General features: G+C 70.4%; 20 protein-coding genes, 1 tRNA gene and 1 pseudogene. 2 read left to right on the top strand and 20 right to left on the bottom strand.

The window, feature by feature from the left end; translation table 11 throughout:
• The first annotated feature begins 57 nt into the window (after positions 1-57).
• A complete protein-coding gene (locus JAN01S_RS09320) occupies positions 58-918 on the top strand; it encodes an amidohydrolase family protein (protein WP_068317047.1) in 861 nt (286 codons plus the stop codon).
• Here the strand turns inward: JAN01S_RS09320 and JAN01S_RS09315 are convergent.
• From JAN01S_RS09315 to JAN01S_RS09275, 9 genes are all read right to left on the bottom strand, one after another.
• Positions 893-1345 (bottom strand): hypothetical protein, encoded by a 453-nt coding sequence (locus JAN01S_RS09315; protein WP_068317043.1) that lies wholly within the window; start codon positions 1343-1345, stop codon positions 893-895. The genes JAN01S_RS09320 and JAN01S_RS09315 overlap by 26 nt on opposite strands.
• Position 1346: 1 nt before the next feature.
• Positions 1347-1679, bottom strand: a complete 333-nt coding sequence (locus JAN01S_RS09310; RefSeq protein WP_068317040.1) for a cupin domain-containing protein — start codon at positions 1677-1679, stop codon at positions 1347-1349.
• Positions 1680-1742: 63 nt separating this feature from the next.
• The gene (locus JAN01S_RS09305) at positions 1743-2282 is read right to left on the bottom strand and encodes a DUF488 domain-containing protein (RefSeq protein WP_068317035.1); all 540 of its coding nucleotides are present in this window, start codon (positions 2280-2282) and stop codon (positions 1743-1745) included.
• A gap of 68 nt (positions 2283-2350) precedes the next feature.
• A tRNA-Ala gene (locus JAN01S_RS09300) sits at positions 2351-2426 on the bottom strand.
• An 80-nt stretch (positions 2427-2506) separates the two neighbouring features.
• Positions 2507-3196: a histidine phosphatase family protein gene (locus JAN01S_RS09295; RefSeq protein ID WP_068317031.1), complete on the bottom strand. Its 690-nt coding sequence runs from the start codon at positions 3194-3196 to the stop codon at positions 2507-2509.
• Positions 3193-3594: a ribosome silencing factor gene (gene rsfS, locus JAN01S_RS09290; RefSeq protein ID WP_244884797.1), complete on the bottom strand. Its 402-nt coding sequence runs from the start codon at positions 3592-3594 to the stop codon at positions 3193-3195. The genes JAN01S_RS09295 and rsfS overlap by 4 nt, the downstream gene beginning before the upstream one ends.
• Positions 3591-4166: a nicotinate-nucleotide adenylyltransferase gene (gene nadD / locus JAN01S_RS09285; protein ID WP_280513182.1), complete on the bottom strand. Its 576-nt coding sequence runs from the start codon at positions 4164-4166 to the stop codon at positions 3591-3593. The genes rsfS and nadD overlap by 4 nt, the downstream gene beginning before the upstream one ends.
• A 14-nt stretch (positions 4167-4180) precedes the next feature.
• Positions 4181-4393: a hypothetical protein gene (locus tag JAN01S_RS09280; RefSeq protein WP_068317024.1), complete on the bottom strand. Its 213-nt coding sequence runs from the start codon at positions 4391-4393 to the stop codon at positions 4181-4183.
• Positions 4394-5006: 613 nt separating this feature from the next.
• The gene (locus tag JAN01S_RS09275; RefSeq protein ID WP_068317111.1) at positions 5007-6284 is read right to left on the bottom strand and encodes a glutamate-5-semialdehyde dehydrogenase; all 1278 of its coding nucleotides are present in this window, start codon (positions 6282-6284) and stop codon (positions 5007-5009) included.
• A 37-nt stretch (positions 6285-6321) separates the two neighbouring features.
• Here JAN01S_RS09275 and pdxY point away from each other — a divergent pair, with 37 nt between their 5' ends.
• On the top strand, positions 6322-7176 hold the full coding sequence (pdxY, locus tag JAN01S_RS09270) for a pyridoxal kinase PdxY (protein ID WP_068317021.1): 855 nt from the start codon (positions 6322-6324) through the stop codon (positions 7174-7176).
• Between the two features lie 78 nt (positions 7177-7254).
• Here the strand turns inward: pdxY and JAN01S_RS17140 are convergent, their stop codons facing one another.
• The 11 genes and pseudogenes from JAN01S_RS17140 to JAN01S_RS17130 form a co-directional block, all read right to left on the bottom strand.
• Positions 7255-8088 carry a CHAP domain-containing protein gene (locus tag JAN01S_RS17140; protein ID WP_169797201.1) on the bottom strand — a complete coding sequence of 278 codons (834 nt, stop codon included), beginning with the start codon at positions 8086-8088 and terminating at the stop codon, positions 7255-7257.
• Positions 8089-8201: 113 nt separating this feature from the next.
• Positions 8202-9383 carry a glutamate 5-kinase gene (gene proB, locus JAN01S_RS09260; protein ID WP_084360137.1) on the bottom strand — a complete coding sequence of 394 codons (1182 nt, stop codon included), beginning with the start codon at positions 9381-9383 and terminating at the stop codon, positions 8202-8204.
• A complete protein-coding gene (obgE, locus tag JAN01S_RS09255; RefSeq protein ID WP_068317018.1) occupies positions 9383-10891 on the bottom strand; it encodes a GTPase ObgE in 1509 nt (502 codons plus the stop codon). Before obgE ends, proB begins: the two co-directional genes overlap by 1 nt.
• Before the next feature lie 90 nt (positions 10892-10981).
• On the bottom strand, positions 10982-11245 hold the full coding sequence (gene rpmA / locus JAN01S_RS09250; protein WP_068317015.1) for a 50S ribosomal protein L27: 264 nt from the start codon (positions 11243-11245) through the stop codon (positions 10982-10984).
• A gap of 34 nt (positions 11246-11279) precedes the next feature.
• Positions 11280-11588 carry a 50S ribosomal protein L21 gene (rplU, locus tag JAN01S_RS09245; RefSeq protein ID WP_068317011.1) on the bottom strand — a complete coding sequence of 103 codons (309 nt, stop codon included), beginning with the start codon at positions 11586-11588 and terminating at the stop codon, positions 11280-11282.
• Between the two features lie 153 nt (positions 11589-11741).
• A complete protein-coding gene (locus tag JAN01S_RS09240; RefSeq protein WP_068317008.1) occupies positions 11742-12911 on the bottom strand; it encodes an ABC transporter permease in 1170 nt (389 codons plus the stop codon).
• The gene (locus JAN01S_RS09235) at positions 12908-13582 is read right to left on the bottom strand and encodes an ABC transporter ATP-binding protein (protein ID WP_068317006.1); all 675 of its coding nucleotides are present in this window, start codon (positions 13580-13582) and stop codon (positions 12908-12910) included. Before JAN01S_RS09235 ends, JAN01S_RS09240 begins: the two co-directional genes overlap by 4 nt.
• Positions 13579-14748: an efflux RND transporter periplasmic adaptor subunit gene (locus tag JAN01S_RS09230; RefSeq protein ID WP_068317004.1), complete on the bottom strand. Its 1170-nt coding sequence runs from the start codon at positions 14746-14748 to the stop codon at positions 13579-13581. Before JAN01S_RS09230 ends, JAN01S_RS09235 begins: the two co-directional genes overlap by 4 nt.
• Positions 14745-15539, bottom strand: a complete 795-nt coding sequence (locus JAN01S_RS09225) for a hypothetical protein (RefSeq protein WP_157075682.1) — start codon at positions 15537-15539, stop codon at positions 14745-14747. Before JAN01S_RS09225 ends, JAN01S_RS09230 begins: the two co-directional genes overlap by 4 nt.
• Positions 15540-15631: 92 nt before the next feature.
• Positions 15632-16015, bottom strand: coding sequence for a peptidase inhibitor family I36 protein (locus tag JAN01S_RS17135; protein WP_169797200.1), 384 nt, complete (start codon positions 16013-16015; stop codon positions 15632-15634).
• A gap of 387 nt (positions 16016-16402) precedes the next feature.
• Positions 16403-16669: pseudogene (locus tag JAN01S_RS17130) on the bottom strand (hypothetical protein); the annotation flags it as partial.

Raw genomic sequence — 16669 nt, 5'->3', positions numbered from 1 at the left:
GGGCTCGAAGGTCGGGGATCAGACTACTTGGCCGCCCTCCTCCCTAGGGTGTGGCCCATGGACGCGCTCGGCCCGGGGATCATCGACATCCACACCCACTTCATGCCCCAGCGGGTGCTCGACAAGGTGTGGGCGTACTTCGACTCGGCGGGTCCGCTCATCGGCCGTGCGTGGCCGATCACCTACCGCACGGACGAAGGGGAGCGCCTGGCCACGCTGCGCGGCCTGGGTGTGCGGGCCTTCACCTCGCTCAACTACGCGCACCGGCCGGGCATGGCGGCCTGGCTCAACGACTGGTCGACCGGGTTCGCCGCGGAGCACACCGACGTGCTGCACTCGGCGACCTTCTACCCCGAGCCGGGGACCGCCGAGTACACGGCCGCGGCGCTCGACGCGGGCGCCCGGGTGCTCAAGGTCCATGTCCAGGTCGGTGACTACTCGCTCGCGGACCCGCTGCTCGACGACGTCTGGGCCCTCCTCGAGCGCCGTCGGACCCCGATCGTCATGCACGCCGGGGACGGTCCGGCCCCGGGGCGCTTCACCGGGCCCGACGCGGTGCGCGACCTGCTCGAGCGCCACCCGGGGCTCGTGCTCGTCATCGCCCACATGGGCATGCCCGACTACGGCGACTTCCTCGACCTCGCCGCCGCCCACCCCGACGTCCACCTCGACACGACGATGGCCTTCACGGACTTCACCGAGGCGGTCACCCCCTTCCCCCGGGAGCGGCTGGAGGACCTGCACGCCCTCGGCGACAAGGTGCTCTTCGGCAGCGACTTCCCCAACATCCCCTACCCGTACGAGCACGCCGTCGAGGCCGTGCGGCGCCTGGGGCTCGGCGAGGAGTGGGAGCGAAAGGTCCTGCACGACAACGCCGCCCGGCTCCTGCGCGTCAGTTCCGCAGGTGCGACAGGGTGATGCCGATCGGGATGCTCACGAGCATCACGAGCAGGAGCAGCCGGTAGCCGACGACCATCGCGCGGGGGCGGGCGGCAGGACGTGGGCGCAGGTCGGCCCGCAGTGCCAGCGCGAGCGCGACGACGAGCAGCAGTGAGCCGAGGTCGACGAGCAGCGGGGTCGCGACGAGCGTGCCGAGGACGACCAGGGCACCGCCGAGGTTCCACCCCGCGACCTGCACCCAGCCGGAGCGGTCGTCCGCGACGTCCGCGCGCATCCAGCCCATGGCGTACTGGGCCACGCCGACGACGAGGACGAGGAAGGCCGCCGCCCAACTCCCCTTCGTCCATCCGAAGGGTCCGGTGACGGCCGCGACGAGTCCGCCGAGGACGACGGCCAGAGCGCCGAGGACGAGCAGGACACGCGCCTGCCGGGGCGTGGACGGCACCTCAGCCGGCCGTGCCGACGCTCAACAGCACGACGGAGTCCTCGAGGGCCCGCAGGTCGTGGCGCTCGGGCGGGATGACGAGCAGCTCCCCCGCCGCTCCCTCCCAGAAGTCCTCGCCCGCCGTCACGCGCACCCGCCCCTGCAGGACCTGCAGCGTCGCCTCCGGCGGGCTCTCGTGCTCGGCCAGCGCCTGCCCCTCCACGAGGGCGATGAGCGTCTGGCGCAGCACGAAGTCGTGCCGGCCGTGGACCGTGACGGCGCTGCGGCCGGCAGACCCGACGCGGGCGGCGGCCAGGTGCTCCTCGGCCAAGGTGGTCAGTGACATCGACTCCATGACGACTCCTCCTGCGCGGTGGGGACCCCGACTCCCCATACTCCTCCACCCCACGTGCCAGAGTCATCCCCCTTCGCCCGCCTCGTCCTCGCCCGGGTAGGTGACGCTCTCGCCGTCGACGACCGCGAAGGAGGTCAACGTGTGCGGCTTCGGCGCGCTGTCGCCGATGACGTCCAGGACCGTGACGCCGCGCACGAGCAGCGCGTCACCGACGAGCGACCGGTGGCAGCGCCACGGCACCGCCTCCGCGCACATGATGACGGGGGACTCGGCCTCGGCGATCTCCATCAGCTGCGCCAGGCCCCGACCGAACTCCTCCGAACCCATGTGGTCGGCGTAGCCCTGGAAGGAGGCATTGCGCCACGCCGTGTTGACCGAGTCGGGGCGCCGCTTGCGCAGGCCGCCGAGCTCGGGGACGTGCGTGTAGCCCAGTCCTGCCCCGGCGAGGGACTCCGCGAGGGCGTCGTGCCAGTACTGCGGGTTGCGCCGTGACTTGGGCACGGTGCGGATGTCCACGACGCGGGTGATGTCGAGACCACGCAGCAGCGCGATGAAGTCCTCGACGGGCCGCGTCGAGTGGCCGATCGTGTGGACGGTGCTCATCCGATCATCATGCCCCCCGGCAACGCCGAAGGCCCGGACCGTGACGGTCCGGGCCTTCGATGTACCACTGGTGGAGCTGAGGGGATTCGAACCCCTGACCCCCTCCATGCCATGGAGGTGCGCTACCAACTGCGCTACAGCCCCGAGTGGGATTCCCCCGAAGGGGACTGCGAGAGTTTACCCATACGGACCCCCGGTTCTCCAAATCGAGCCGTCCGACCCGGTCAGAGGCCCTCCGCGGAGGCATTCCACTGGGTGATCCGCCAGCCGCGACGGCCGCTCATCGACGTCGCCCCGTCCTCGAGGACCGCCCAGTGGCAGTTGCCGAAGCCGCCGAGGATCCGCCAGGCGGTCGTCTGGTCGAGCCCGACGAGCTCGGCGACGAGGGTGCGCCCGGTGACGCCGTGCGTGGCGATGACGACGCACTCCCCCGGGTCCATGGACGTCACGAGCTCGTCGAGGGCGGGGCGCACCCGCGCGGCGAGCTCGGCGAGCGACTCACCGTGGCCACCGCGCTTGAAGTCCTCACCGCTGATGAGCTTGTCCGCGTCCTCCGGGTACTGCGAGTACACCTGCGCCGCGGTCATGCCCTGCCAGCCGCCGGCGTGGATCTCGCGCCAGCGCGCGTCGACGGACAGGTCGATGCCGCTCGCCGTCGCGACCTCCTCGGCGGTCACCCGGGCGCGCACGAGGTCGGAGGTGACCACCCGCGAGGGACGAAGGGAGGAGATCGCCGCCGCGGCGGCACGGGCCTGCTCGTGGCCGAGCTCGGTCAGCTCATGGTCGAGCTGGCCCTGCCAGATGCCCTTGAGGTTGGACGTGGTCTGGCCGTGGCGCAGGACGACGAGGCGACGGGGCTCCCCCTTCGCCCCGCCGGCGGCCTCCGCGGAGACCCGCCGGGTCGCCTCGGTCACTGGTCGCCGATGGTCTGCTGCGAGCCCACGACCCCGAGGTCGAGGTGCGGGCAGTCGCGCCACAGGCGCTCGAGGTCGTAGAAGTCGCGCTCCTCGTCGTGCTGGGCGTGCACGACGACGTCGCCGAAGTCGATGAGCACCCAGCGCCCGGGGCCGTTGCCCTCGCGGCGCAGGGGCTTGGTGTCGGCCTGCTCGCGCATGGCCTCCTCGACGGCGTCGACGATCGCCTGGACCTGGCGCTCGTTGTCGGCGGAGACGATGAGGAAGATGTCGGTCAGGGGCATCTGGCCGGACACGTCGAGTCCGGTGATGGTCGTTGCGAGCTTGTCGGCCGCGGCGCGCGCGGCGATGGTCGCGAGGTCGATGGCCTGCTGGGTGGCTGCCACGTGCTGGGTCACTCCCGGTCGTCGGTGTAGAGCTCGTACTTGTTGATGTACTGCACGACGCCGTCCGGCACGAGGTACCAGACCGGTTCGCCGTCGCTGACGCGCTGGCGGCAGTCGGTGGAGGAGATCGCCATGGCCGGCACCTCCTGCAGCGTCACCTTGTCCTCCGGCAGGCCGGACTCGCTCAGGTGGTAGCCGGGACGCGTGACGCCGATGAAGTGGGCGAGGTCCCACAGCTGGTCGACGTCCTTCCACGACAGGATCTGCGCGAGGGCGTCGGCTCCGGTGATGAAGAACAGCTCGTCATCGGGGCGCTGCGCGCGCAGGTCGCGAAGGGTGTCGCTCGTGTAGGTCGGGCCGTCACGGTCGATGTCGACCCGGCTGACGGTGAAGCGGGGGTTGGACGCCGTCGCGACCACCGTCATGAGGTAGCGGTGCTCGGCCGGACTGACCTGCTTGTCCGCCTTTTGCCAGGGCTCGCCCGTGGGGACGAAGACGACCTCGTCGAGGTCGAAGAGGGACTGCACCTCGCTCGCTGCGACGAGGTGCCCGTGGTGGATGGGGTCGAAGGTCCCACCCATCACGCCCAGGCGCTTGCTCAGTGGTGGTCCCCGACGTCGTGACCGTGGTCGTCGTGCGCCACGGTGTTGTGCGGGGCCGGGATCTTGGTCGCGGCCTGGCGGAAGGCGAAGAGGACGCCCAACATCATCGCGAAGACGAGCAGCGCGAACAGGCCGTAGACCCACGGCGGGACGGGCAGCTCGTTGTGGTGAACGGCCTCGGCGGCGATGGAGGCAAAGGAGCTCAGCATGCGGCCATGCTACCCGGCCGCGATGGCCGCCGGTTGTCCACCACCGTGGTCCACAGCCCTGTGGGTAGCCACGAGGACTGCACCATGTGCCTGTGGACACACCTGTGGGTGGTGTCCGCTCAGCGATGGGCCGGCCCCGCTGTTGCCGTTCGGCCACGAAGGCGCGTAGAACAGTTCCCACACCGCGGCCGTGCGGGGAGGCGCAAGACCTCGTCGAGCGGCCGGCAGGACCACAGGGATAACGACTTCGCACGCTCGTGCACGGGCCCACACCCGTGCCGGGCACCGGCGACTCGAGCGATGTCGGCGCCTCCTGGTCCACGTGTCACCGCGACGTCGCGGCCGGTGCCCGACGTCGTGCTGCAGTCGCCGCAGGGCCCACGCGCGGGTCGTGCCACGGACAGCGGTCGAGGGTCCTCCCGGGGGCGGGAGGACCCTCGACCTGTCTCTGTGTCCGTGCTTCAGCCTCGGTCTCTGAACCGCATTGCCCTACGGCAATGCAGAGTCTTGACGTCGAGACTTTGCATTTCCCCGGGGAGATGCAACGTCTTGATGTCGAACGTTTGCATTTGCCCGGGGAAATGCAACGTCTTGACGTCGAGAGAGCGGTCGGTCAGGGGCGGACCTGGCCGTCGCCCTCGACGACCCACTTCGTCGTCGTCAGCTCGGGCAGGGCCATCGGGCCGCGGGCGTGCAGCTTTTGCGTCGAGATGCCGATCTCCGCGCCGAAGCCGAACTCGCCGCCGTCGGTGAAGCGCGTGGACGCGTTGACCATGACGGCGGCGGCGTCGACCTCGGCGGTCCACCGGCGAGCCGCAGCCCGGTCCTCGGTGACGATGGCCTCGGTGTGTCCGGTGCCGAAGCGGCGCACGTGCTCCAGCGCTGCCTCGACGTCCTCGACGACCGCGACCGACATCTCGAGGCCGTGGAACTCGGCGGCGTAGTCGTCATCGCTCACCGGGAGGACCTCGATCCCCGCGGGGGCGAGCTCGACGGTCGTCGCGTCACCGTGGAGGACCACACCTGCGCCGGCGAGGTCGGCCAAGGCCTTGGGCAGGAAGTCGTCGGCGACCCCACGGTGCACGAGCAGCGACTCGGCCGCATTGCACACGCTGGGACGGTGCGTCTTGGAGTTGACCGTGATGGCCAGCGCCTTGCCCAGATCGGCGGCGGCGTCGACGTAGACGTGGCAGTTGCCGATGCCGGTCTCGATGACGGGCACCGTCGACTCGGTGACGACGGTCTGGATCAGGCCCGCTCCCCCACGCGGGATGAGCAGGTCGACCAGGCCGCGGGCGGTCATCAGCTCCTTGACCGCGTCGTGGCCGCCCTCGAGCAGCTGCACGGCGTCCTCCGGCAGCCCCTGCTCGGCGAGCGAGGCACGCAGCGTGTCGACGAGGGCTCGGTTGGTGCTCGCCGCGGCCGAGCCGCCGCGCAGGATCATCGCGTTGCCGGACTTCAGCCCCAGGCCGGCGGCATCGACCGTGACATTGGGGCGCGCCTCGTAGATCATCCCGATCACGCCCATGGGCACGCGCACCTGGCGGATCTGCAGGCCGTTGGCCAGGGTCGAGCCGCGCACGACCTCACCGACAGGGTCGGGCAGCGCGGCGACGTCCCGCAGCGCCTGCGCCACGGCGGCCACGCGGGCCGCGTCGAGGGTCAGGCGGTCGAGGAGGCCGGTGGCCATCCCCCCTTCGCGTCCCCGCTGGAGGTCCTCGGCGTTGGCGGCGACGACCTGCTCGGTTGCGGCGTTGACGGCGTCGGCGAGCGCGAGGAGCGCGGCGTCCTTGTCGGCGCGGGTGAGCAGGGCGAGGTGCCGCGAGGCCGTCCGGGCACGCCCGGCGAGCTCCGGCACGGAGGCGGTGGCGGGGACGGTGCTCTCACTCATGGCCACAGGGTAGGCCGCGCGGTGAGAGGATGCCGAGGTGACCACGATCCTCTCCATCCAGTCCCACGTCGCCTACGGCCACGTCGGCAACTCCGCCTCCGTCTTCCCGATGCAGCGTCTCGGGGTCGAGGTGTGGCCGGTGCACACGGTGAACTTCTCCAACCACACCGGCTACGGCGCCTGGCGCGGTCCGCTCATGGACCCGGGCGACGTCGCGGACGTCGTCACCGGCATCGGCGAGCGCGGCGCCTTCGAGGAGATCGACGCGATCCTCTCCGGCTACCAGGGCGGCGAAGGGATCGGCGCGACCATCCTCGAGGCCGTCGCCGCGGTCAAGGCGGCCAACCCGGACGCGATCTACGCCTGCGACCCGGTCATGGGCAATGCCAAGTCCGGCTGCTTCGTCCACGAGTCGATCCCGGTCCTGCTGCGGGAAAAGGTCGTCCCCCACGCCGACCTCATCACGCCCAACCAGTTCGAGCTGGGATTCCTCACCGAGACCGAGCCGGAGACGATCGAGGAGACCCTCGCCTCCGTCGACGCCGCCCGGCAGATGGGCCCGAGCACCGTGCTCGTCACCTCGGTGCTGCGTCCGGACCGACCCGAGGGCACGATCGAGATGCTCGCCTGCCACGAGGACGAGGCCTGGGTCGTGCGCACTCCCCACCTGCCCCTCAAGGCCAACGGCTCCGGGGACGTGACCGCCGCCCTCTTCACCAGCCACTGGCTGCGCACCCGCTCGCTGCAGGAGTCGCTGGGCCGGACGGTCTCCTCCGTCTTCGACCTGCTGCAGCTGACCCTTGACTCCGGCAAGCGTGAGCTGCAGCTCGTGCAGGCGCAGGAGACCTACGCCAACCCGCGGATGCAGTTCGAGGTCACGCAGGTGCGGTGACCGTCGCACGAGCTCGCCACCGACGGGCATGACGAAGGGGGACGTGCCGGTACGTCCCCCTTCGTCATGTCCTCGTGGTCAGCGCTTGAAACGGATGAAGCGGTCGAACTGGTGCGATCCGGTCCCGCGGGTCGCACGCCGGTGGCTGTACGTGTCGGCGCGCACGTGGTTGTACTCGTCGACCTGGAAGCTGCCGTCCGCGTTGACCTTGGTGACGAAGGCGACGTGCCCGTAGGTGCCGGAGTTGCGCACGGCGATGTCACCGGCCCGCGGGGTGGAGTAGACGGGGATGCCGACGGCGCGGGCGTTGTTGTCCCAGTTGATCGCATTGCCGAAGCGGCCGCCGCCGTACTGGTTGCTGAAGTCCTTGATCCCCAGTCGTGACACCACCGTCCACGCGGCGAAGGAGGTGCACTGGCCCTTGTAGAAGTTCCACGGGTCGATGCCGCTCGTCGCGCCGCGGTATGGGTAGTCGTCGCGCGGGGTGTAGCTGCCGGTGCTGGTCCCACCGACGAGGTGCGAGGCGTTGTTGTTCTTCAGCGTCGCGTTGAGGTTGACCTTGCCGCCCGCGGCGATCGTCTGCTTGGTGCCGCCGTAGTTGGAGTTGTAGTGGACCGCGACCTTCTGCCCGGTGCGGTTCCACACCGACGCGGCGCGGTTCTTGATGCACAGGCCGCGCCCGTTGCCCGCGCTCTTGAACGTGTAGCAGCTCGGGGTGGTCGTCCCGTAGTTGGCGAGCGAGCCCTTGTGGTCGCTGACCGAGCCCTGGTGGTTGCTGTTGTAGTAGTAGCAGAACTCCCCCGCCTCGCAGAAACCGTTGCGGGCGGTCGCCGACTGCGCCATGGGCGCGGTCGCCAGGACCGTGCCCGAGACGAGCACGAGCGTGGCGAGAGTGGACTTCACAGCCTTCATGCGGATCCCCGTGTTCCCTGACGGGGACGGCCCCTGCCGTCCCTCCGCGACGAAGGTATTGGCTGCGGGGCGATCGCGCAGCGCGAGCCGTGTCCGGCCGGACGAAGGGGGGATCAGAGCAGCGCGAGGTGGTCCCGGTGGATGACCTCACGCTCGTACTGCGGGCCGATCGCCTCGGCGAGCTCCTTGGTGCTGCGGCCCATGAGGTGGGGCAGCTCGCCGGAGGTGTAGTTGACCAGGCCGCGCGCGATGACCGTGCCGTCGGGCCCGACGACGTCGACCGGGTCGCCGTCGACGAAGGACCCGGTGCAGCCGGTGATCCCGGCGGGCAGCAGCGAGCGGCCGCGCTCGCGCAGCGCGGTGACCGCACCCGCGTCGATCTGGATCGAGCCGCGCGGGCTCGTCGCGTGGGCCAGCCAGAGGGCCCGCGAGCCGCGACTGCGCGGCTGCGCCTCGAAGGCGGTGCCGACGTCCTCACCGGCGAGGGCCGGCACGATCCGGTCGGCGGAGGTGAGCACGGTCGGGATCCCGGCCGCACCGGCGATCGTCGCCGCCTCGACCTTCGTCGTCATGCCACCGGAGCCGACGGCCGAGCCGGTGCCCCCGATGGAGATGCCCTCGAGGTCGGCGGAGTTGCGCACGACGGCCACCCGCTCGGCGCCCGGGGTGCCGGGCGCGGCGGTGTGCAGGGCGTCGACGTCGGTGAGCAGCACGAGGGCGTCGGCGTCGACGAGGTGGGCGACGAGCGAGGCGAGCCGGTCGTTGTCGCCGAAGCGGATCTCGTCGGTGGCGACCGTGTCGTTCTCGTTGACGATCGGCACGATGCCCAGGCCGAGCAGCGACTCGAAGGTGCGCTTGGCGTTGGTGTAGTGGCTGCGCCGGGTCACGTCGTCGACGGTGAGCAGCACCTGCCCGATGGTGTGCCCGTGCGAGCCGAAGGCGCGGTCGTAGGCGGACAGCAGCACGCCCTGACCCACGCTGGCCGCCGCCTGCTGGCGGGCGAGGTCACGGGGGCGGGTGCTCATGCCCAGCGGGCCGATGCCCGCGGCGATGGCGCCCGAGGAGACGAGCACGAGCTGGGTGCCGGCGCTGCGACGCCCCGACAGCGCGTTGACCAGGGCGGTGAGGCGGGCGACGTCGAGCTCTCCCCCGACGGCACTCGTCAGTGACGAGGAGCCGACCTTGACCACGAGGCGCTGGGCATCGGCGACCGCCCGGCGGGCGTCGACGGGCTGCGCGCCGTTGCTCCGCGCGCCGTTGCTCCGCGCGTCGTTGCTCCGCGCCTCGACGGCCATCAGTCGTCCTCGGTCCAGTGACCGGCCTCGCGCTCGGTCCGCAGGTCATCGCGGGCAGCGGTCTGGGCGTCCTTGCGGGCGTGGAACTCCTCGCGGCGCTCGCGCGTGGTCCGCCGGGTGTTCTCCTCGAGGCGCAGGTCGGTGCCGCGGCCACCGAGCAGCTCGGCACCGCCGACCATCGTCGGCTCCCAGTCGAAGACGACGGCGTCCTCGACGGGGCCGATGAGCACCGTCGAGCCGGCGACGGCCCCCGCCTTGGTCAGCTCGTCCTCGACGCCCGCCCGGTTGAGCCGGTCGGCGAGGTAGCCGATCGCCTCGTCGTTGGCGAAGTCGGTCTGGCGCACCCAGCGGGTCACCTTGTCGCCGAGGACGCGGAAGACCTCGCCCTCGGGCGTCATCTCCCGGCGCACGACGAAGCCCGCGTCGTCGACGGCCTTGGGCCGCAGCACGACTCGCTGCGGCACGACCTCGACGTCGGCCTCCGCGCGGGCGGCCTGGACGTGCCGGGCCATGGCGAAGGTCAGCTCCTTGAGTCCCGTGTGCGCGACGGCGGAGACGATGAAGACCTCCAGCCCGCGCTCCTCGAGGTCGGCCTTGACCATCTCGGCCAGGTCGAGGGCGTCGGGGACATCGGCCTTGTTGAGCACGACGATGCGGGTGCGCTCCGACAGCGGCTTGCCGCCGAGCGTCTCGTCGGCGACATAGGCCGACAGCTCGGCCTCGATGACGTCGAGGTCGCTCATCGGGTCGCGGCCGGGCTCGAGCGTCGCGCAGTCGATGACGTGGACGAGGACCGAGCAGCGCTCGACGTGGCGGAGGAACTCCAGGCCCAGGCCACGCCCTTCGCTCGCGCCGGGGATGAGGCCGGGCACGTCGGCGACCGTGTAGCGCACGTCGCCGGCCGTCACGACGCCGAGGTTGGGCACGAGGGTGGTGAAGGGGTAGTCGGCGATCTTGGGTCGCGCCGCCGACAGGACGGACACGAGCGAGGACTTGCCGGCGCTGGGGAAGCCGATGAGCGCGACGTCGGCGAGCGACTTCAACTCCAGGACGACGTCGGTGGCCTCACCGGGCTCGCCGAGCAGCGCGAAGCCGGGCGCCTTGCGGCGCTGGCTCGACAGCGCCTTGTTGCCGAGGCCACCGCGGCCGCCCTTCGCCGCGACGAAGGTCGTGCCGGGCGTCACGAGGTCGGCGAGCACGTCGCCGTGGGCGTTGGTGACGACCGTGCCGGCGGGGACGGGCAGGACGAGGTCGGCGCCGTTGGCACCGTTCTTCTCATCACCGGCGCCGGGAGCGCCGTTGGTCGCGCGGCGGTGCGGGCTGCGGTGGTAGTCGAGGAGGGTCGTCACCTGCGGGTCGACGAGCAGCACGACGTCACCGCCGTGACCGCCGTTGCCGCCGTCCGGGCCGCCGAGCGGCTTGAACTTCTCGCGGTGCACGGAGGCCACACCGTGACCGCCCTTGCCGGCCTCGACGTGCAGGGTGACGCGATCGACGAAGGTCGTCACGACCTCACCTCTCCTCGGTTGTGGTGCAGGTACGGCGAAGGGGGCGGGTCAGCCGACCCGCCCCCTTCGCCCAACGCAGTGTGTGCGTCGTCAGCCGGCGGCGCCGGCCGGGACGACGTTGACGACCTTGCGGCCGCGCTTGGTGCCGAACTGCACCGCGCCGTCCGCGAGGGCGAACAGCGTGTCGTCGCCACCGCGGCCGACGTTGTCGCCCGGGTGGAAGTGGGTGCCGCGCTGGCGGACGATGATCTGGCCGGTACCGACGATCTCGCCGCCGTACCGCTTCACGCCGAGGCGCTGGGCATTGGAGTCGCGACCGTTCTTGGTCGAGGACACACCCTTCTTGGATGCCATGTCAGTAGTTCCTCACTGCTCGAAAGTGGAAGGCTCAGGCCTTGATGTCGGTGATCTTGAGCTGGGTCAGCGGCTGGCGGTGACCCTGGCGCTTGCGGTAGCCCGTCTTGTTCTTGTACTTCATGATCGTGATCTTCGGACCCTTGGCGGACCCGACGACCTCGGCCGTGACGCTGACCTTGGCAAGCTTGTCGGCGTCGCTGGTCACCGTGGACCCGTCGACGAGGAGGATCGGCTGCAGGTCGACGCTGTCGCCGGCCTGACCCTTGATCGAGTTGATGAGGATGGTGTCGCCGACGGAGACCTTCTCCTGGCGGCCACCCGCGCGAACGATCGCGTACATCAGTGGAACTCACTTTCGGTGTCAGGTGCACTCGCTCTGTCTGACCGGCCAACAGTCCTCGTGCCGAGGCACGAAGCGTCCGCTCGGTGGGCGCACCGAGGGACAAGACTACCGGGCAGGTGGCCCGGCGGGCAAAACACGGGCGAAGGGGGGTCAGCCCGAAGTCAGAGCGATGGCGGGATCCACTCGGCTGGCGCGGACTGCCGGGATGACCCCTCCGACCGCACCGGAGAGGATCCCGGCGAGCAACGCCGCGCCGAGCCACGGCCAGGGCAGATCACCACGCACCTCGAGGGTGATGGAGTGGTTCAGGGTCACGATGCTCCCGATGAGCACCCCGTGGATCGCGCCGATGAGGCCGAGCACGGTCGACTCGGCCATGATCTGGCGCACGATGTCACCCCGGCTGGCGCCGATGGCGCGCCTCAGGCCCAGCTCCGTGCGGCGCTCGGCGATCGACGCCCACAGCGTCACGGCGATGATGACGACACTGATGGCCAGCGCCAGCGCGGCCAGAGCGATCATCAACCGCTGGCTCTCACCCAGCACCAGGGTGCGCAGGCCCCGCGGTTCGAGCTCGGTACGGGCCGTGATGCTCTGAGCCAGCACCGGGGAGAGTGCGAGCGGAGCAGCCTCGGCGACCGCGTGGGCCGCGCCCGGAGCGGCGCTCACCCTGACTGCAGTTGGGCCCACCTCCATACCGAGCGACTCGCACTCCGCGCCCCGTGGGATCACGACCTGCGACGAGATGGCCGGCTCCGTGATCGGAGACGTGGCGATGCCCAACAGGGCGTACGGGTGTCCGTCCAGCCACACGGTCGAGCCGACCGATCGAGTCCCCAGCCCCATGCGGGCGGCCACTTCGTCGCCGATGACGACGACGTCGTCGCACCGATCCAGGTGGCCCGGGTCCCACCATCTGCCGGCGGTCACGCGTGCCTGCACGGCGATCTGGCTGCTCGGGCCATCCATCACGACGGCTTCGACGGGTTGCTCCGCGGCGCGTGGATGGAGGGCCAAGGTCGGGGCGTCGGTCACGGGTGCGAATCTGGCGGCGCCGTCGACTCCGGGCAGCGCGTCCAGCCGCTGCAAGCCGTTCGGCTCCGGCACGGCGGTCTGGTCCCACCCTTCGAGGATCACCGAGCGCGCTGCGAGCTCGTCGAAGCGGACACTGACGGCCCGGGCGCCGTTGCCGGCCACGCCGAGGGTGGCCACGAAGGCGATCACTCCCACGGAGACGCTGAGCGCGGTCAGGACGGAGCGACCCGGACGCCGGACGATGGCCTCAAGGCCCTCGACCAGCGCAACCCCCCAACCCCTCACGTCAGGACTCCGTCGCGCATCTCGAGGGTGCGATCACACCGTGCCGCGACGTCCGGGTCGTGCGTGACGAGGACGATGGCGGCTCCCCGCTCCTTGCCCAGTCCGAGCAGGACGTCGAGGACCAGGTCGCTCGACGCGGCGTCGAGGTTGCCGGTCGGTTCGTCACACAGCAGCACGGACGGGTCGTGCACGGCTGCGCGGGCCACGGCCACGCGCTGACGTTCGCCACCCGAGAGGGTCAGCGGTGCGCTCGTCGCCATGGAACCCATGCCGACGAGCTCGAGAGTCGCCCGCGCCCGCTGCGCATGCTGCGCCATGGGCACTCCCGCGTACAGCAGCGGCAGGGACACGTTGTGGACGACGTCCTTGTGGGCGATCAGGTGGAAGGACTGGAAGACGAACCCCAAGTGCTGCGAGCGGCGCCGCGAACGCTGCCTTTCACTCATGGCCTCGGTCGACTCGCCGGCCAGCGAGAGGTGCCCTGCGGTGGGTGTGTCCAGCAGTCCGAGGAGCTGAAGCAAGGTCGACTTCCCCGAGCCCGACGGCCCGACGATGGCAACCGACTCTCCCGCATCCACGTCGAGGGTTGCTTCCCTCACGGCGTGCACCCGCCCCCACGGCGCGTCGATCGTGCGGGCCAGTCCTTCGGCCGCGATGGCGGGGACGGTCATGACGACGGGTCGGTCGGCGCATCGGACGGCTGAGTCAGTCCCACGATCACGGCATCCTGCGTCGACAACCGGGCACCGTCCACAGGCGTCACCTCGGTCATGCCGCCAGTGGAGAATCCGGTGGTGACCACGACATCTCGCGGATCGGAGCCACCGACGCGAACCATGCTCCTCCCCTGGGCATCGGTCCACAATGCCGTCACCGGCACGACGAGGTGTGCCGTCTTGGCACTCCTGAGTTCCACGGACACGACGACGGACGACGCCTCGTGCAGCTCGAGATCAGGGGCGGTGAAGGTCACTGACCTGTTGCCCGCGTCCACGTCGCCACCGCCAGCGAGGTCACCTGCCGAGGCGTCCTGGCCCTCGGGAGGAGCGCCATCCCCGGAGGGAGTGCCTGCGCCAGCCGTCGAGGCGGGCGCATCGCCCTCGACGACCAACTTCTGGTCCGGATGCCCCTCCAGGCTCACCCGCGTGGAGGAGGTGATGTCCGAGACGCCCTTGGCCACTGGACAGGTGACCGAGCGAGTCCGTGATTTCAGCTGGACCCTGTCCGTTTCGGTGCTGCCCAGGACGTTGTCCGGCCACGCCGGCACGGCCGGCAATGACCGCGCGACGAGCACATTGGCCTTGCTGACGACCTGCTTGTCAAGGTCCGGGTAGCCCAACGACGTCAGGTGCTGACGCCATGCCTGCTGCTCGCCCTTCTCCCACGGGCTACCGGAGCTCTTCGAACTCACTCGACCCAGCAGTGCCAAGGTGGCGCGTACGGAATTGACGTCGTGGCCACGGTCGCCGACGGTGATGTCGCGAAACATCGGCACCCTGCCCTCCACGACGACGACCGGCGTCCCGTCCACCTCGGCCACGAGCTGACCGGCCCCGATGGCCGGGACCTGCGCCGTGGTGTCGGCGATCTTGGAGATGACTCCGCGCCCGCGGGACTGCGCCAAGGTGGCGACCGTGGGCCTGGTGACGGTGCAGGCAAGCTGAGCGCTGTCAACCAATCGCACCCGTTCGACTGGTGCGGTGACCTCGATGGGTCCGGGCGTCGCAGGAGGCTCGGTCCCGACTGACCCGGACAGCCACCCGAGGTAGGCGGCAGCGCCCACAAGGAGCACGGTGAAGGAGAGCCACGCCGAGACGACCCGACGCTGCGGACTCACCCTGAGCTCAGCTCACGCTTGGCCTTGCTGATGGCCGCGGTGAAGGTCTCTCGTGCACCGGTGATCTGGGCTTCCTTGGCGTCCATCACCCCCGTGAGGTACCTGTCCTCCACCGCCGTCCGCTGGGCGGCATAGTCGCTGGCCGACTCACAGGCCACGTCATCCTTGGCGAGGCGGACGCTCGTGGCCGTGCTCTCACCCGTGGCTCGCGCCGCGGCGATGGCTTCCTCCGGCGAGGTGAGGTCGTCGTGCCCCTTGTCCGACATGCAGTCCGACCACTCCTTGTTGAGCGTGACCATGTCTGCGTCGAGCGACGCAGCCTTGACCGCCGTCGCAGGAAGGTTTGTCGCGAGGCTCACGACCTCGAGACCTTGTGTGGAAGAACCGAACATCACGTCTCGGGCGTGGGCGATACAGCCCTCGCCCGGCCCGCTGAGCTCTCCCGACCCGTCCGACAACGTCTGGGTCTCACGCGCATCCTCCGCGCCGAACAGGGCCTCATTCCACGCATCACGATCCGCCTGGGAACCCTTGAGTGAAGAGCGGGCATTGGGGTCGGGCGGAAGGGCTGGCAGCGGCGGATAGCCATCGCTCACGTCCGCTGTGGTGTGCCCATAGGTCTTCTCGAACGCCGGAGGTGCGGCTTCGGGCGGAACGACGTACGTCAATCCCTGATCGGACATGCACTGGGAGATCAATCGCAACTCGAACCGGTCGAGTGATCGCGCCAACTCAACCAAGGCACTGACGTCGGCCCGGACCCCTGCCCGGGCAGTGGCCGCGGGCTCCACGTCCGGATTAGGGCTCGCCGCCCGACCCTGTGAACACGCCCCGAGGAGGAGCGCGGACACAGCGATCAGGGCGGCGAACGGGGTGGTCCGGCTCAGCAAGATGAACCAGCCGCCCGGTGACTCGAACCCTGGTCGTCCTCACTCGTGTAGGACTTCATCGCCACGCCACGAGACAGACAGTGGATGTAGCCGCTGTAGCTGTCGTGGCGATACCACGTGACCGGATACGTTCCCCAATAGTTCACGACCGAGCTGTCGCGGTCATTGAGGTAACGCATGGCCCAGATGTTGCCAGGCCAGTCCCAGTTGCTGCTCGCGATCGAGGTCTCGAAGTGGGTGCCGCCGTAGTACGTGTTCTGGTAGAAGCACGCCATGCCGGAGTCACACCCCGATGCAACCTGAGATCCCTGTGCCGACGCTGCATTCACCATCAGCAATGCCACCCCGCCCAAAGCTGCCCCGAGCTTCGTGGTCACACGTCCTGTCATGATGTTCCCCCTGTTCGTCACGCCCCCCCCCATGGGGCATGCTGCGGCAAAGATAGCAGGGCCTACCATCGGCCGCTCGGCGAGCGAACCGAACGGCTGGTGGTGCGCTCTTGGGCCGGGTCGAGAACGGGGACCGGCGAGAGAAAGTACCGTCGGAGTCCCGCTGCGCCCGCTCGTCCCGATGCCCTCAGCGCCCTCCCAGTCCCCCTCATCGCCGGGAGACGGCGCCGGACCTCGTCGACCTGCGCGTCGCGGATGCCCTCGGTCGCCCCATGAGGCAACCATCAGCCAGGGCGTGACTCGGGACGGCCACGTCGGGTACAGCGGAGGCCCACGGGAACGCGTCCCAGTGGGCCTCCGGTATGTGCTCAGTGCTCAGGCCTGCGGCGGGCCCGCCTGGGTGGTGACCCGCTTGCGCTTGCGGCGAGCGGGGGCGGGCTGCTCCGGGTCGGCGACCGGAGTGGTCGGGGCCTCTCCGCTCTCCCCCGCGACCTTGGTCAGCGGGCCGCTGGTCTCCTCGGCCGGGGCCGTGAGGTCCACCGGCTGCAGGGCGACCGGCGCACCGGCGCTCGAGGCGGCCCGGCGGCCACCACGGCGGCGCGGGGCCGGCTCGGGCTCCGGGTCCGCTTCGACGGCCTCGGG

Origin of the sequence: Janibacter anophelis NBRC 107843, assembly GCF_001570945.1 — a bacterium.
In the GTDB taxonomy this organism is placed as follows: domain Bacteria; phylum Actinomycetota; class Actinomycetes; order Actinomycetales; family Dermatophilaceae; genus Janibacter; species Janibacter anophelis.
This window is presented reverse-complemented; position numbering and strand designations above follow the sequence as displayed.

Coding starts and splice junctions, on each gene's coding strand:
- JAN01S_RS09320 (WP_068317047.1), top strand. CDS start 58: ATGGACGCGCTCGGCCCGGGGATCATCGACATCCACACCCACTTCATG.
- JAN01S_RS09310 (WP_068317040.1), bottom strand. CDS start 1,679: ATGGAGTCGATGTCACTGACCACCTTGGCCGAGGAGCACCTGGCCGCC.
- JAN01S_RS09305 (WP_068317035.1), bottom strand. CDS start 2,282: ATGAGCACCGTCCACACGATCGGCCACTCGACGCGGCCCGTCGAGGAC.
- JAN01S_RS09280 (WP_068317024.1), bottom strand. CDS start 4,393: ATGCTGAGCTCCTTTGCCTCCATCGCCGCCGAGGCCGTTCACCACAAC.
- JAN01S_RS09275 (WP_068317111.1), bottom strand. CDS start 6,284: ATGAGTGAGAGCACCGTCCCCGCCACCGCCTCCGTGCCGGAGCTCGCC.
- JAN01S_RS17140 (WP_169797201.1), bottom strand. CDS start 8,088: ATGAAGGCTGTGAAGTCCACTCTCGCCACGCTCGTGCTCGTCTCGGGC.
- proB (WP_084360137.1), bottom strand. CDS start 9,383: ATGGCCGTCGAGGCGCGGAGCAACGACGCGCGGAGCAACGGCGCGCGG.
- rpmA (WP_068317015.1), bottom strand. CDS start 11,245: ATGGCATCCAAGAAGGGTGTGTCCTCGACCAAGAACGGTCGCGACTCC.
- rplU (WP_068317011.1), bottom strand. CDS start 11,588: ATGTACGCGATCGTTCGCGCGGGTGGCCGCCAGGAGAAGGTCTCCGTC.
- JAN01S_RS09235 (WP_068317006.1), bottom strand. CDS start 13,582: ATGACCGTCCCCGCCATCGCGGCCGAAGGACTGGCCCGCACGATCGAC.